This is a genomic window from Xanthomonas nasturtii, from assembly GCF_001660815.1.
In the GTDB taxonomy this organism is placed as follows: Bacteria; Pseudomonadota; Gammaproteobacteria; order Xanthomonadales; family Xanthomonadaceae; genus Xanthomonas; species Xanthomonas nasturtii.
Map to the genome: position 1 here is coordinate 38,912 of NZ_LYMI01000020.1, position 14,505 is coordinate 53,416.

The 14,505-nt window shown below is 65.8% G+C and carries 12 protein-coding genes; 10 read left to right on the plus strand and 2 right to left on the minus strand.

From position 1 onward, the window contains the following. Positions 1 to 5: 5 nt before the first annotated feature. Positions 6 to 2,615 carry a [protein-PII] uridylyltransferase gene (locus tag A7D16_RS08995; protein WP_064631836.1) on the minus strand — a complete coding sequence of 870 codons (2,610 nt, stop codon included), beginning with the start codon at positions 2,613 to 2,615 and terminating at the stop codon, positions 6 to 8. After that, positions 2,612 to 3,388: a type I methionyl aminopeptidase gene (map, locus tag A7D16_RS09000; protein WP_064631838.1), complete on the minus strand. Its 777-nt coding sequence runs from the start codon at positions 3,386 to 3,388 to the stop codon at positions 2,612 to 2,614. The genes A7D16_RS08995 and map overlap by 4 nt, the downstream gene beginning before the upstream one ends. A 318-nt stretch (positions 3,389 to 3,706) precedes the next feature. Here map and A7D16_RS09005 point away from each other — a divergent pair, with 318 nt between their 5' ends. The 10 genes from A7D16_RS09005 to pyrH all read left to right on the plus strand — a co-directional run bounded on the left by A7D16_RS09005 (position 3,707) and on the right by pyrH (position 14,459). Next, positions 3,707 to 4,231 carry a Csu type fimbrial protein gene (locus A7D16_RS09005; protein ID WP_064631888.1) on the plus strand — a complete coding sequence of 175 codons (525 nt, stop codon included), beginning with the start codon at positions 3,707 to 3,709 and terminating at the stop codon, positions 4,229 to 4,231. An 8-nt stretch (positions 4,232 to 4,239) separates the two neighbouring features. Beyond that, entirely contained in the window at positions 4,240 to 5,016 is a 777-nt protein-coding gene (locus A7D16_RS09010) for a fimbrial biogenesis chaperone (RefSeq protein WP_064631890.1), read from the plus strand. Positions 5,017 to 5,032: 16 nt separating this feature from the next. Then, the gene (locus A7D16_RS09015; RefSeq protein WP_064631840.1) at positions 5,033 to 7,384 is read left to right on the plus strand and encodes a fimbria/pilus outer membrane usher protein; all 2,352 of its coding nucleotides are present in this window, start codon (positions 5,033 to 5,035) and stop codon (positions 7,382 to 7,384) included. Positions 7,385 to 7,386: 2 nt separating this feature from the next. After that, positions 7,387 to 8,421 (plus strand): Csu type fimbrial protein, encoded by a 1,035-nt coding sequence (locus A7D16_RS09020; RefSeq protein WP_064631892.1) that lies wholly within the window; start codon positions 7,387 to 7,389, stop codon positions 8,419 to 8,421. A gap of 48 nt (positions 8,422 to 8,469) precedes the next feature. Then, complete coding sequence (locus tag A7D16_RS09025) at positions 8,470 to 8,799, plus strand: hypothetical protein (RefSeq protein ID WP_064631842.1); 330 nt, start codon at positions 8,470 to 8,472, stop codon at positions 8,797 to 8,799. Between the two features lie 2 nt (positions 8,800 to 8,801). Then, positions 8,802 to 9,512, plus strand: a complete 711-nt coding sequence (locus A7D16_RS09030) for a fimbrial biogenesis chaperone (protein ID WP_064631844.1) — start codon at positions 8,802 to 8,804, stop codon at positions 9,510 to 9,512. 440 nt (positions 9,513 to 9,952) lie between these two features. After that, positions 9,953 to 10,786: a 30S ribosomal protein S2 gene (rpsB, locus tag A7D16_RS09035; RefSeq protein WP_064631846.1), complete on the plus strand. Its 834-nt coding sequence runs from the start codon at positions 9,953 to 9,955 to the stop codon at positions 10,784 to 10,786. A 169-nt stretch (positions 10,787 to 10,955) separates the two neighbouring features. After that, positions 10,956 to 11,834, plus strand: coding sequence for a translation elongation factor Ts (gene tsf / locus A7D16_RS09040; RefSeq protein ID WP_064631848.1), 879 nt, complete (start codon positions 10,956 to 10,958; stop codon positions 11,832 to 11,834). A gap of 272 nt (positions 11,835 to 12,106) precedes the next feature. Continuing rightward, positions 12,107 to 13,630: a sensor domain-containing diguanylate cyclase gene (locus A7D16_RS09045; protein WP_064631850.1), complete on the plus strand. Its 1,524-nt coding sequence runs from the start codon at positions 12,107 to 12,109 to the stop codon at positions 13,628 to 13,630. A 106-nt stretch (positions 13,631 to 13,736) separates the two neighbouring features. Continuing rightward, the gene (pyrH, locus tag A7D16_RS09050; RefSeq protein ID WP_064631852.1) at positions 13,737 to 14,459 is read left to right on the plus strand and encodes a UMP kinase; all 723 of its coding nucleotides are present in this window, start codon (positions 13,737 to 13,739) and stop codon (positions 14,457 to 14,459) included. Positions 14,460 to 14,505 lie beyond the last annotated feature (46 nt).

A 14,505-nucleotide genomic window follows, 5' to 3' on the forward strand; every position in this document is an offset into this window, starting at 1 on the left:
AGTTGCTAGACAGGGTCAAGACAGGCGCACAGCGCATCGCGCAGGGCCTGCCGGGCGGATTCGGACAACGGGCGGTCGTGCTCGTCGGTGATCTGGAACTGGTCTTCGGCACGCTCGCCGAAGGTGGCGATCCGCGCGTCGTGCACGCGCAGGTGCTGGATGCGCAACACGTGCGCGACGTCAGCCAGCAGGCCGGGGCGGTCGGGTGCGACCAGGCTGATGCGGGTGCGGCGGCCGCCGGCGCTCTCGCTGAATTCCACCCGCGGCGCGAAGCGGAAATGCCGCAGCTGGCGCGGCACCGCACGCCGCGATGGCCGCACTTTTTGCAGGTCGCCGGCCAGCACCTGCCGCAGCGCTGCGGCAAGACGCTGCGGATCGCCATCGGCATAGCCTTCCTGCGGCAGCACTTCGAACACGTCGAAGATCGCATCGTGCGGTGCGTCCAGCACACGCGCGCGGTGAATGCCGTAGCCCTTGCGATCCAGCGTGGCCACGATCGCCGCAAACAGCCCATCGCGGTCCGGCGAATACACGAACAGTTCCAAGGCATCGTTGTCGGGTACCGCGCGACGCGCCTTGACCAGGGTCTGGCCGATCTGCACTTCGATCAACGAGACCGCCTGCCAGGCGAGCTGCTCGGGACGGAAGCGCAGGAAGTTTTCGTCCGGCATGCCGGCGAACTGGCGGTCGATGGTGGCATCGTCGTGCCCTTGCGCCTGCATCAGTGCGCGTGCGGATTCGCGCGCTTCGCGCAAGCGTTCCTCGCGCGGCGGCGGATGTTCCAGCCCTTCGCGCAAGGCGCGACGCGCAGCGAAATACAGATCCGCCAGCAGCCGGTCTTTCCACGCATTCCACAACTTGGGGCTGGTGCCGGCGATGTCGGCGCAGGTCAGCAGATACAGATAATCCAGACGCTCGCGCGTGCCCACCAACGTGGCGAAACGGTGGATCACCTCCGAGTCGGAGATGTCCTGCTTCTGCGCGGTGACCGACATGCGCAAGTGCTGCTCCACCAGCCAGCTCACCAGCTCGGTATCGCCCTCGCTCAGGCGATGCGCCAGGCAGAAGGCGCGCGCATCCACCGCGCCGAGTTCGGAGTGATCGCCGCCGCGGCCCTTGGCGATGTCGTGAAACAGCCCGGCCAGCAGCAGCAATTCCGGCTTGCGCAGGCGCGGCCAGACTTCATGGGTGATCGAAAAACGCTCATCGGCGCGGCCGGCCGCAAACAGCGCGATGTTCCGCAACACCATCAAGGTGTGCTGGTCCACCGTGTAGACATGGAACAGGTCGAACTGCATGCGCCCGGAGACGCTGGCGAACGCAGGAATCCATTGGCCCAGCACGCCCAGCCGCGCCATGCGATTGAGCGTTTCCACCGCACGCGGGCCACGCAGCAGTGCCATGAAGCGCTCGCGAGCGGTGGCATCGGCAACCTCGTAAGCCGGCAACTCACGCAGCACCTCGGCCAACGCGCGCGCAGTGAGCGAGTGCAGCCCGCGCACCTCGCGGTGCGCTGCCCATTGCGCGAACAGCGCAAACACCTGCAACACATCGCCGTCCGGCCAGCTTTCGGCATCGGCGGCCAGATAGCCGCGACGCAGACTGAAGCCGCCGCCCAGCGGCTCCGGCGTCGCTTCGCCATCGAACTGTTCTTCGAAGCGCTGCAACAAGCGGTCGCTGATGCGGCGGATCAACGCAGCGCTGCGATAGAAGCGCTGCATCATCTTTTCCACGCCCAGGCTTTCCGGGTCGTCGGCAAACCCGAGCCGCTCGGCCAAGGTTTTTTGGTAATCGAAACGCAGGCGCTCTTCCGGCCGGTTGGCCACGATGTGCAGACCGAAACGCAGACGGGCAAGCTCCTCGCGTTCGCGGCGCAACGCGGCGGCTTCGTCGAAGCCGACATGGCCGAGCCCGACCAGGGCTTCCAGGTCCTTGACCCCGAATGCGCGCAAGGCCATCCAACCCAATGTCTGCAGATCGCGCAGACCGCCGGGGCCGTCCTTGATGTCGGGTTCGAGGTTGTCGGCGGTGTCGCCAAAGCGTTGGTGGCGCGCCAGCAACTCTTCGCGCTTGGCCTGGAAGAAATCGCGCGGCGGCCACACCCGTTGCGGCGCGATCGCCGCTGCCAGTGCCGCGCGCGCCGCGGCATCGGCCACCAGCGCGCGCGATTCGATCAAGGCGGTGAGCACGGTCTGGTCGGCGGCCGCAGCCGTGCACTGCGCCGGCGAGCGTACCGCGTGGCTGATCGACAGGCCGACATCCCACAGCAGCGCAAACAGGCGCGCCAATGACTGCTCGTGCTGCTGCTGCGCGACGTTTTCGCCCAGCACCAGCACATCCACATCCGAGCGCGGAAACAGCTCGCCACGCCCGTAACCACCCACCGCATGCAGCGACAAGCCGCTATCGGCCGGAATGCAGCGCGTCCAGGCGTTGCGCATCAATTGGTCGACCGCGCGTGCGCGCAGCGCGACCAGGCGCTCGATCGGTTCGCCCTGATCGAAGCGCTTGCACAGCCGCATGTCCGCATGCACCAGCAGCGGACGGGCCTGGGCAGCCCATTCCGCGTCGCCGGCGACGCCCGGGTCGGGTCGATCCGCCGGCGTGTCGGTCATACCGGCGCGGGCGAATTGGCCGACAGCGTCAACACATCCACGCCGTCTTCGGTGACTGCCACCATGTGTTCCCACTGCGCCGACAACTTGCGGTCCTTGGTGACCACGGTCCAGCCGTCGGGCAGCGTCTTATGGTGATAGGTGCCTTCGTTGATCATCGGCTCGATGGTGAAGGTCATGCCCGGCTTGAGCACCAGCCCTTCGCCCGGACGGCCGTAATGCATCACCTGCGGCTCGTCGTGATAGACCTTGCCGATGCCATGGCCGCAGTAATCGCGCACCACGCTGAAACGCTCGGATTCGGCGAACTTCTGGATGGCGTGGCCCACATCGCCCAGCGTGGCGCCCGGCTTGACCGCACGGATGCCGCGCCACATCGCTTCATACGTGGTGTCGACCAGGCGCTTGGCCATCACCGACGGGGTGCCGACGTAATACATGCGGCTGGTATCGCCATGCCAGCCATCCTTGATGACGGTGACGTCGATATTGACGATGTCGCCGTCCTTCAACACCTTGGCTGCGCTCGGGATGCCGTGGCAGATCACGTTGTTGACGGAGGTACACACGCTTTTGGGAAAGCCGCGGTAGCCCACGTTTGCAGGAATGGTGCCCTGCACGTTGACGATGTGGTCGTGGCAGATGCGGTCCAGCTCGGCGGTGGTGACGCCCGGCTGGACGTACGGGGCCACGACGTCGAGCACTTCGGCGGCCAGACGGCCGGCGACGCGCATCAGTTCGATTTCTTCTCTGGTTTTTAGATTGACGCTCATGACCACGATTATCGCCGATTCGGGCTGAATCTGAACGACCCGCACCCGCGTTTTTTGCGGAGCGCAGCAGCCAGGTGCAAGCGAGCGGTGCGGCGGAGATCCGTCGCCAGCGCCTATTCATGTGTGACGCAGTACCGCAGGCGTCAAAAACCTCCGTTAACGGAGTCATCCATAAGACATCACAATTTCACAAAAAACGCCAGCCGAGACAGCTAGATAGCACCTGAATTCGGCGGTATGTTTGGCACAGCAGATGCATTGCAGGGAGGGCGACACGTTGTCGCGTCATCAACGACCGGAACGGTCAAGGAAATGTCCATGCGTACTGTTCGCCCTGTCCTGCTGTCCCTTGGCCTGCTCTCGACCATTGGCGTTGCCACTGCAGCAGATACCACCACCTTCAACGTCAAGATCGCCGTCACCAAGGCCTGCACGATCACCGCCGCCTCCGCGACGGACGTCGACTTCGGCTCGGTGCTCTCGACCTCGACCGCCAATGCGGACGCCAACGGCAGTGTGACCGCGCAGTGCACCGCACTGACCCCGTACAACATCGCGTTGAGCGCAGGCAGCAATGCCGGCACCGCCAACGACGTCACCACCCGCCGCATGAAGAATGCAGACCCGCTGGTGACCACCAACAATTTCATTGCCTACCAGCTGTACCAGGATCTGGGCCGCAGCACGGTGTGGGGCAGCACCACCGGCACCAACACGCTCAGCCGTACGGCAACCGGCATCAACCAGGTCTACCCGGTCTACGGTCGTGTGACCAACCCGTCGGCCAACAATCCCGCGACCGGTAGTTACCAGGACACGATCACTGCCACGATCGTCTATTGAGCACGCGCATGCCCCTGCATCACCGCTTGCCGCCCCGTTTGCCCGCATGGCTGATGTCGGCCGCAGTGGCGCTGACGCTGACGCTGGCAGCGGCCAGCAGCGTCGTGTCATCGCCGGCACAGGCAGCCAGCCTGCAGTTGGCGCCGACCTCGTTGAGCCTGAGCGCGCAGCAAAGCGCCGACGGCCTGTGGCTGAGCAACAGCGGCAGCGTGCCGGTACAGGTGCAGACCCGCGCCTATCGCTGGACCCAGCGCGATGGGCAGGATCAGCTCGATCCCACCCAGGACCTGTTGGTCAGCCCACCGATGCGCACCCTGGCTGCCGGCGAACGGCAGTTGATCCGGGTGATCCGCGCCGGAGCTGCGCCGACCGGGCAGGAGTTGTGTTACCGCATCATCGTCGACGAACTGCCCAGCGCCGATACCGACCGCAAGGGCATGCAGTTCGTGCTGCGCTACTCGGTGCCGATCTTCCTGCTGCCACCCGGCAAGAGCGAACCTACGCCGACCTTGAGCGCGCAAGTGGTTGCCGGCAGCGACGGCACCGCGCAGATCCAGATCAGCAATACCGGCAACGGCCATGCCCAGGTCGCCGACCTGCGGCACCAGGTCGATGGCGCAACCAAGACGGCGTTGAATGGCTTGGTCGGTTATGTGCTGCCCGGCCAGACCATGCGCTGGTCGCTGGGTGCGCCACTGGCGCAGTTCAGCCGCGGCACCATCATCGCAAGGATCAACGGTGAGGCTGACGAACGCACTTTGTTGGCTGCACCGGCGGCGCCGTGATGCGGCGCGGCTGGCGATGACGCTGATTGCGACCGCCACCTGCCTGGGCAGCGCCGCAGCCGGCGATCTGGCCGATGTGGCGTCGCTTCCCGATCAGCCGCCGCCCAGCGCCACGCCACAACCGCAAACGCTGTATCTGGACGTGACCTTGAACCAGGCCGACCGTGGCCTGGCAGCGTTCGAGCTGGTCGACGGCCAGCTGCGCGGCTCGGTGGAAACCCTGCGCAGACTCGGCTTCATCCTGGCCGACCGCGCCCCTGGCGAGCTGGTCGATCTGGACCGCCTGCCCGATGTGGAGGTGCGCTACGACGCCGCACTGCAGCGGCTCGCGCTACAGGTGCCGCTTGCGCAGCTGTCGTTATCCACCACGGTGCTGAAAACCGAAGAAGTGGCTCCGCCCAGCGCCACCGCATCGCCGGGCCTGCTGCTCAATTACGACCTGTATGCCACGCGCAATACCGGCGCCAGCAACGTCTCGCTGGCCACCGAATTGCGCGCCTTTGGCATCGGCCGCGGCATGGTCGATACCACCGCGGTGTTTCTGGCCTACGACCGCCCGCAGGACCAGCGCTGGCGCAGCGAAGCGGTGCGCCTGGACAGCGCCTGGCAGATGGATTTCCCGGACAGTGCCACCAGCCTGACGGTGGGCGACTTCTACAGCGGCTTTGTCGACTGGAGCCGCTCGATCCGTCTGGGCGGCGTGCAGATCGGCCGCAACTACGCCTTGCAGCCGTACCGTGTGCTGACGCCGACGCCCAGCTTTCTGGGCGAAGCTGCGCTGCCTTCCACGGTGGAGCTGTACGTGGACGGGCTACGCCAATACAGCGGCCAGGTGCCGGCCGGGCCGTTTCAGTTGGCCGCGCAACCGGGCATCAGCGGCACCGGCCAGGCGCAGATCGTGGTGACCGACGCGTTCGGCCGCGTGCGTCGGCTGGACTTCGCGTTCTACGGCACACCGCAATTGTTGGCGCGCGGCATTTCCGAGTGGTCGGCCGGTATCGGCCATTTGCGCCGCGACTACGGCGTGCGCTCGTTTTCCTACGATCGACGCCGCGTGGCCAGCGCCACATTTCGCAAAGGCCTGCGCGACGATTTCACCATCGAGGCGCATGCCGAAACCGGCGGCAGCGTGATCAATGCCGGTGCCGGCGGCGTGTGGCTGCTTGGGGTGGGCGGCGTGCTCAACGCGGCCTACGCGCACAGCCGGATGGACGCGCTACGTGGCGGCCAGTACGTGCTGGGCTACGGCTGGAACAACCGGCGCTTCAACCTCAACCTGGGCACCCAGCGCACCCATGGCGATTACCGCGACCTGGGCGCATTGCAAGGCGCGCTGCCCGCGCGCATCAGCGACCGCGCAGCGTTCGGCGTCAACATCGACCCGATCGGTTCGCTCGGCACCAGCTACGTGCGGCTGAGCTATCCGCAAGGCGACACCTCGCGCTATGCCAGCGTGTTCTGGTCGCGCAATTTCGGGCGCAACTGGGCGGCCAATCTATCGGGCAACCAGAATCTGGATGTCTCCAGCGATCGCAGCCTGTACCTGTCGCTGTCGACCACCTTCGGGGAATTGCGCCAGGCCAGCGCATCGATGCAGCGCAACGGCAACCGCACCGGATTTGTGGCCGACATCAGCCAGCCATTGCCCGGCGATGGCGATCTGGGTGGCATCGGCTGGCGCCTGCAGGGACGTGCCGGCGACGACGCCAGCGGCGGGCTGGCCGAGCTGGGTTGGTTGAATCGGGTCGGCCGCTACAACATCGGCGCCGCCAACCAGGATGGCGACAATTTCGGCTATGCCAGCGCCAGCGGCAGCCTGGTGTGGATGAACGGCCGCGGCTTTGCCGCGCGCGACATCCAGGACGCGTTCGCGGTGGTGTCCACCGACGGCCAGCCCGGCATTCCGGTGCGGCTGGAAAACCGCTTGATCGGGGTCACCGACGCGCGCGGCACCCTGCTGGTGACGCCATTGCAATCGTGGCAGCGCAACCAGTTGTCCATCGACACCCTGACCCTGCCGGCGGACCTGCGCGTGGACCGCGTCGATACTGCGGTGACGCCGCGCCAGCAGTCCGGGGTGGCGGTGCGTTTCGGCATCACCCGCGTCCGCGCTGCCATCATCGTGCTGCACGATGCGCATGGCGCGCCGCTGCCGGTCGGCAGTGTGGTGCAGCGCGAGGGCGGGGCCGAGCGCGTGGTGGTCGGCTACGACGGCGAAACCTATCTGGACAACCTGCAACGCGACAACCGCATCCTGGTGGACCTGCCCGATGGCCATTGCGTGGCGCAGTTCTCCTACCCGGCCGACCCGGGCGGCATTCCGCGGGTCGGCCCGCTGCCGTGCGTGGCTGAGCAAACAACGCCATGACCATGACCATGACCCCGCTCTGGCGGCTGGCGCTTGCGCTGACGATCGCCACGTTATGGCTCGCGCCCAATGAGCGCGCGCATGCGGACACCACCTGCACCGTGACGCTTGGCACCCCGCTGGCCTTCGGCAGTGTGGCGGCCAACGGCACCACCGATGCGGTGGCAACGCTCAACGTTTCCTGCGCGACCGCCGCGCTCAGCGTGCTGGGCTATGCGCAGGTGAGCCTGTGCCTGGACCTTGGGCCGGGCAGTGCCAGCGGCGGCGTGTATGCACCACGCCGCATGCTCAACCCCACCAGCGACAGCCTGGACTTCCAGATCTACAGCGAGGCCACGCGCACCCAGATCTGGGGGGCCACCGGGTCGGCGGCACCCTCGCCGCGCCTGCTGACCCTGTCCTACGGCGTGCCGGTGATCACCGGCGGCTCGCAAACGACCACCATCACCATCTACGGGCGGATCCCGGCCAGCCAGATCCTGTCGGCGGGCAACCACACCAGCAGTTTCGGCGGGGCCGACACCGTGCTGCGCTACTCCTACAACGAGAGCATCATCGGCATCCCGCCGGCGCCGAGCAGCTGCACGGCCGGCGGCAGCGGTGCCAAGACCGCCAGCAACGCGTTTCCGTTCACCGCCTCGGCCACCGTGCCGGCCCGTTGCAATACCTATGTCACCACCGACCTGGATTTCGGCAGCATCGCCGGCACCATCGATACCGCCATCGACCGTACCTCCACCATCAGCCTGTCGTGTACCAACCGCACCGCCTGGAACATCGGGCTGGGCGACGGCATCAATGCCAGCGGCAGCACCCGGCGCATGCGCCATGCCACAAGCGCCAATTACATCGCCTACGAGCTCTACCGGGATGCCGGCCGCAGCAACCGCTGGGGCACCGGCATCGGCGTCGACACGCTCAGCGGCACCGGCAACGGACTGGCGCAGACGGTGACCGTCCATGGCCGCGCGCCGGCACCGCAGCAGCCCATTGCAGGCGCCTACAACGACACGGTGACCGTCTCCATTACTTACTGACAGTTAATAAAGTTCGCATCGGGGACGTCGCTATTTATTACGTCTCCAATGCAAACGATTGCCTTCATGACGCTGGTCACCTCGCTCAAGCGCCTGACGCTGGCCGCCCTCGTCTGCACCGCGACCTCGACCGCGGCCAGCCCGGCCACCGCCCGCGGCCCGGAGAACTTCACCCTGCACATCGGACTGCGGCTGCTGAGCGGTTGCGAGCTGCGCACCACGCCGCCGCGCGCCAGTTGCTCCAGGGGCACGCCGATGGCGATCGCCCAGCCGGCACGCAGCACCGAACCCGCCGTCACCAGCACCGGCCAGGACGCCAGCGCACTTGCGGGGCCTGCGCCCGCCGGCAGCGCGCGCTTCACCACCATCGCGTTCTGAGCATGGCCGCGCCTTGCCCTGTTCGCGGTCTGCTGGCCTGGGTCATGAGCCTGGCTTGCGCCGGCATCGGCGCCGCTGGCGCTGCCGAGATCGCCATCGCACCGACCACCGCGCATATCCCGGCCGACAGCGACCAGACAACCATCTGGCTCTACAACCAGGCCGCACAGCCGTGGCGTGCCGATGCCAAGCTCTACCGCTGGCGTCAGGACGGCGAGCGCGAACTGCTGGAGCCGGCCACCGGTGCGACCGTCAGCCCGTCGCATTTCGAAATTCCTTCGCAAGGCCGGCAGCTGTTGCGGGTGATCCGCCTGGGCCCCAGCCCCGCGCACGCCGAAGACAGCTACCGGCTCGTCGTGACCCAGCACGCCATCGGCGAGGAGACCGAGCTGCTGCGCTACTCCACCCCGGTCTTTGCGCTCCCCAGCCAACCCAGTGCCGCCCATCCGGCACTGCAGGCAAGCCTGGCCGGGCACGGCAGCGACCGCACGCTGCGCATCTATAACCCCGGGCTCAGCCACGCACGGCTGGCCGATCTGGCCTATATCGACGCTGGCGGCATCCGCCGCAGCATCCGCGACGACCTGGCCGGCTACGTTCTGCCCGGCCAGACCCGCCAATGGCCCCTACCCGCCGGCCTGCCCGCCGGCAGCGGCCGGTTTGTGGCGCGCGTCAATAGCGATATCGAGAGTACGTTGGCCCTGGAGCCCTGAGGGCCGGGATTGGGACTTCGGGATTGGGGATTCGCAAAAGCGTTGCTGGCCTCGCCGCCCTTGGGTATGTGCGACACGATCGGTCATTCGCGATCCGCTCCAAACCAATCTCTAATCCCGAATCCCCCAGCGATCACTGTCAGCTGCCTCAGAACCATACCAATTGCGTCACAGCACCCAGCCAGCTATACTCCGCCGGCTGTTTTGCGTCTCTCGCGCATTGCGTCGTTCACGTCGGACGTCACCGACGAATTCACACCTGCTGCCGCCATCCGCGCCGGGGTGCCCTCACAAGGGGTTCGTCGCGGAGGCAACAGGGAAGCCCAACCCCGGAATCTTGTGCGTTTGATGCGAGTCCCTCGCAACAGTCCGCATACCCATGTGCGGACTCTAAAAGTCAAGGCCGCGCACGGCGATTCCGCTCTTACGGAGTTACTTCAATGCCCCAAGTCACCATGCGCCAGATGCTGGAAGCCGGCGTCCATTTCGGCCACCAGACCCGCTACTGGAACCCCAAGATGGCGCCGTACATCTTCGGCGCGCGCGGCAGGATCCACATCATCAACCTCGAGAAGACCGTTCCGCTCTTCAACGATGCGATGAACTTCCTCTCCTCGATCGCGCAGAAGCGCGGCACCGTGCTGTTTCTGGGCACCAAGCGCAGCGCGCGCGAGTCCATCAAGGAAGAAGCCGAGCGTTGCAACATGCCGTTCATGACCCAGCGCTGGCTGGGCGGCACGCTGACCAACTTCCGTACCGTGAAGCAGTCGGTTGCCCGCCTGAAGGAACTGGAAGCAGCCGAGACCGACGGCACCTTCGAAAAGCTGGTCAAGCACGAAGTGCTGGGCCTGCGTCGCGAGCGCGAGAAGCTGGACGCCTCGCTCGGCGGCATCAAGGAAATGAACCGCCTGCCCGACGCGATCTTCGTGATCGACATCGGCCATGAAGACATCGCCATCAAGGAAGCCAAGAAGCTCGGCATCCCGGTGATCGCCGTGGTCGACACCAACTACGATCCGGCCCTGGTCGACTACGCCATTCCGGGTAACGACGACGCCATCCGCGCCGTGCAGCTGTACGCACGTGCCGCTGCCGATGCCGTGCTGGAAGGCAAGGCTGCTGCGCCGAACTCGGCGTCGGTGCGCGAAGAAGAGTTCTCGGCCGAATCCGGCGACGAAGGCAAGGGCCGTCGCGCTCCGGCCAAGAAGGGCGAAAAGAAGGCTGACGCTCCGGCCGCTGCCGCGGAAGCACCGGCTGCCCCCGCTGCCGAGTAATCGGCATGCAATGCGGCCGCACCATGCTGTGCGGCCGTCGCCCCGACGGTGCCCTCGCGGCCCGTCGTTGTGGCCACTGAACACATCTACGGAGGCGGCGGCACGCTGCACCGTCTCCTACTGGCGGAAATACTTCCGCCGCACGCATTCGTCCATATGAGGTAATTCCATGGAAATCACTGCTTCCCTGGTCAAGGAACTGCGCGAGCGCACCGGCGCCGGCATGATGGAGTGCAAGAAGGCACTCGTCGAAAACGCGGGCGACATCGACGCCGCGGCCGAGTGGCTGCGCAAGTCGGGCCTGGCCAAGGCCGACAAGAAGGCCGACCGCGTTGCCGCCGAAGGCCGCATCGCCACTGCACAGGCCGGCGGCAAGGCCGTACTGGTCGAAGTCAACTCCGAAACCGACTTCGTTGCCAAGGACGAGAACTTCCTGGCATTTACCGAGGTCGTCGCCAACGCCGCACTGACCTCCGGTGTTGCCGATGCCGAAGCGCTCAAGAGCGTCAAGCTCGACAGCGGCGAGACCATCGAAGAACGTCGCGCTGCGGTCATCGCCAAGGTCGGCGAGAACCTGCAGGTGCGCCGCCTGGTCCGTATCGACAGCGCCAACAACGTTGCTGCCTACGTGCACGGCGGCCGTATCGGCGTGCTGGTCGAGCTGAAGGGTGGCGACATCGAGCTGGCGCGCGGCATTGCGATGCACATCGCTGCCATGAACCCGCCGCACGTCAAGGCATCCGACGTTCCGGCCGAATTCGTTGCCAAGGAAAAGGAAATCGAACTGGCCAAGATGTCCGAGAAGGACAAGTCCAAGCCGGCCGAGATCCTGGAAAAGATCATCAGCGGCAAGATCAGCAAGATCGTCAACGAAGTGACGCTGTACGGCCAGCCGTATGTGCTGAACACCGATCAGACAGTCGAGCAGGCAGTCAAGGCTGCCGGCGCAGACGTCGTCGGCTTCCAGCGCCTGGCCGTTGGCGAAGGCATCGAGAAGGTGGTGGAAGACTACGCTGCCGAAGTGATGAAGCAGGCCGGTCTGGCCTGATCTTCGCCACTTTAAAAAGCCGCGGCATGCCGCGGCTTTTTTTTGCCTGACAGTTGCACCTTCACGGCGCGGCGCGAAGCTGAAGCGAACGCATCCGCACTCCCCTCAAGCGACCTCAACTCTACAGATGTGATCGGCGTTGCCGCTACCTCAAGATGCCGACCAGGCTTTGACGCCCATCACGCACGCGTTGCCGCGCGGCGATGGCGGAGCATGGCGTGCCCCACTCAACGAACGCAGCTGTATGCTTGCGATCACTGTCGGCGATGACTATGCAACCAGATCTCCAGGCCGCCCTGCACTACTGCCGTAACCTGCCATCGCCGCCGGGCGTTGCGCTGCGCATCATCGAGCTTGCGCAGGACCCGGATGTGGACATGACCACCACCGCCAACGTCATCGGCATGGACATGGCATTGAGCGCGCGCATGCTGCGGGTGGCCAATTCGCCGCTGTACGCCAGCCGCCGCCGCATCGACAACCTCGGTCAGGCACTGACCATGCTCGGCCTCAATGCGACCTTGAGCCTGGCGCTGGGGTTTTCGATGGTGCACGGCGTGCGCAGCACCTTCATCGCCCACCCGCTGCATGAGCGCATCTGGCGCCGCGCCGGCCTGTGCGCGCTGGCCAGCCGCATCCTTGGCCAGGCCTATGGCATTCGCAAACCCGAAGAACTGATGCTGGCCGGCCTGCTGCAGGACATCGGCAAGCTGGCCCTGCTGCAGGGCGCGCCCGAGCTGTACGGGCCACTGCTGGAACAGGCGCCCGACAATGCCTCGCTGCTGGAAGCCGAACGCGAGCACCTGGGCGCAACCCATGCCGAAGTCGGTGCGTGGCTGGCACATCAGTGGCAGCTGCCGCCGTACCTGCAGAATGCGATCGCACAGAGCGAAGAAGAGCCCGCTGGCCTGGAACCGTTCATGGCCTGCGTGGCGCTGTCAGGACGCCTGGCCGATATCTGGCTTTCGGCCAGTGCCGTGACGGCGACCGAACATGCGCAGCGGCAGGCCCAGGATGTGCTGGAGCTGGACGCCGAACGCTTCGAAAAAGTGATCGAACGCATCGCCGAATCGCTGCCCGAACTGGAAGCGCTGTTCGACATCCGCGTGCCGCAACCCGAACATATCCAGATGATCTTCGAGCAGGCGCGCGAGTTGGCGATGCTGCGCAGCCTGCGCGAATTGCAGGACGTGGCCGAAGCACGCCGGCATGCCGACGAATCGGAAAACCGCATGCGGCATCTGGCCGAACAGGCCAGCCGCGATGCGCTGACCGGCGTGTTCAACCGGCATCAGCTCGGCACTGCCTTGGCACACGAATTCGAACTGGCCTCGCGTCAGGGCTGGCCGCTGTCGATCGCTTTCATCGACCTGGACGACTTCAAGCGCGTCAACGATGCGCATGGGCATCTGGCCGGCGACGAGGTGCTGCGCAACTTCGCGCAAACGCTGCAACGCATGGTGCGCACCAGCGATCTGGTGGCGCGCTATGGCGGCGAAGAATTTCTGGTGATCCTGCCCAACACGCCTGCCGATGCGGCGTTGATGGTGATCGAGCGCATCCTTGCCGAGACCGCGCGCACGCCGATGGCGCAATTGCAGGACGGCCCGCTACATATCACGTTCTCCGCGGGCCTGGCCACGCATGGCGGCATCGAACGCCAGTTCGAAAGCATCGAACATTTGCTGCAGGCCGCAGACAGCACGCTGTACCGCTCCAAGCATCGCGGCCGCAACCGTGTCACTGCTTACGATGCGACCGATGTGCCGACGCCGCCGAACCCGCGGGCACACTGAGCGACCCGTCACCTCGATCGACGACAAAGGAATTTTTACCACGCCAGGTGACGGGCTTCCGCTAGAATTGCCGGCGTTTGCCGTCCCCCACCCCCGAGGCCTCCCCATGTCCGAACTTCCCTATCGCCGCATCCTTCTCAAACTTTCCGGGGAGGCGCTGATGGGAGACGGGGATTACGGCATCGACCCCAAGGTCATCAATCGCCTTGCGCATGAAGTGATCGAAGCCCAGCAGGCTGGTGCGCAGGTGGCACTGGTGATCGGCGGCGGCAACATCTTCCGCGGCGCCGGCCTGGCTGCCAGCGGCATGGACCGTGTCACCGGCGACCACATGGGCATGCTGGCCACGGTGATCAATGCGCTGGCGATGCAGGATGCGCTGGAAAAGCTCGGCGCCAAGGTGCGCGTGATGAGCGCGATCAAGATCAACGACGTCTGCGAAGACTTCATCCGCCGCCGTGCGATCCGGCATCTGGAAAAGGGCCGCATCGCGATTTTTGCTGCCGGCACCGGCAATCCGTTCTTCACCACCGACTCCGGTGCGGCGCTGCGTGCGATCGAAATCGGCGCCGACCTGCTGCTCAAGGCAACCAAGGTCGACGGCGTCTACGACAAGGACCCGAAGAAGCACACCGACGCGGTGCGCTACGACAGCCTGACCTACGATCAGGTGATCATGCAGGGCCTGGAAGTGATGGACACCGCCGCCTTCGCACTGGCGCGCGACAGCGACCTGCCGCTACGCATCTTCGGCATGAGCGAGCCGGGCGTGCTGCTGCGCATCTTGCATGGCGAGCAGATCGGCACGCTGGTGCAGGGCCGTAGCTGAGGTCGGGAATCGGGAATCGGTGCAGCGTGGTGCAACGCATTGCGCT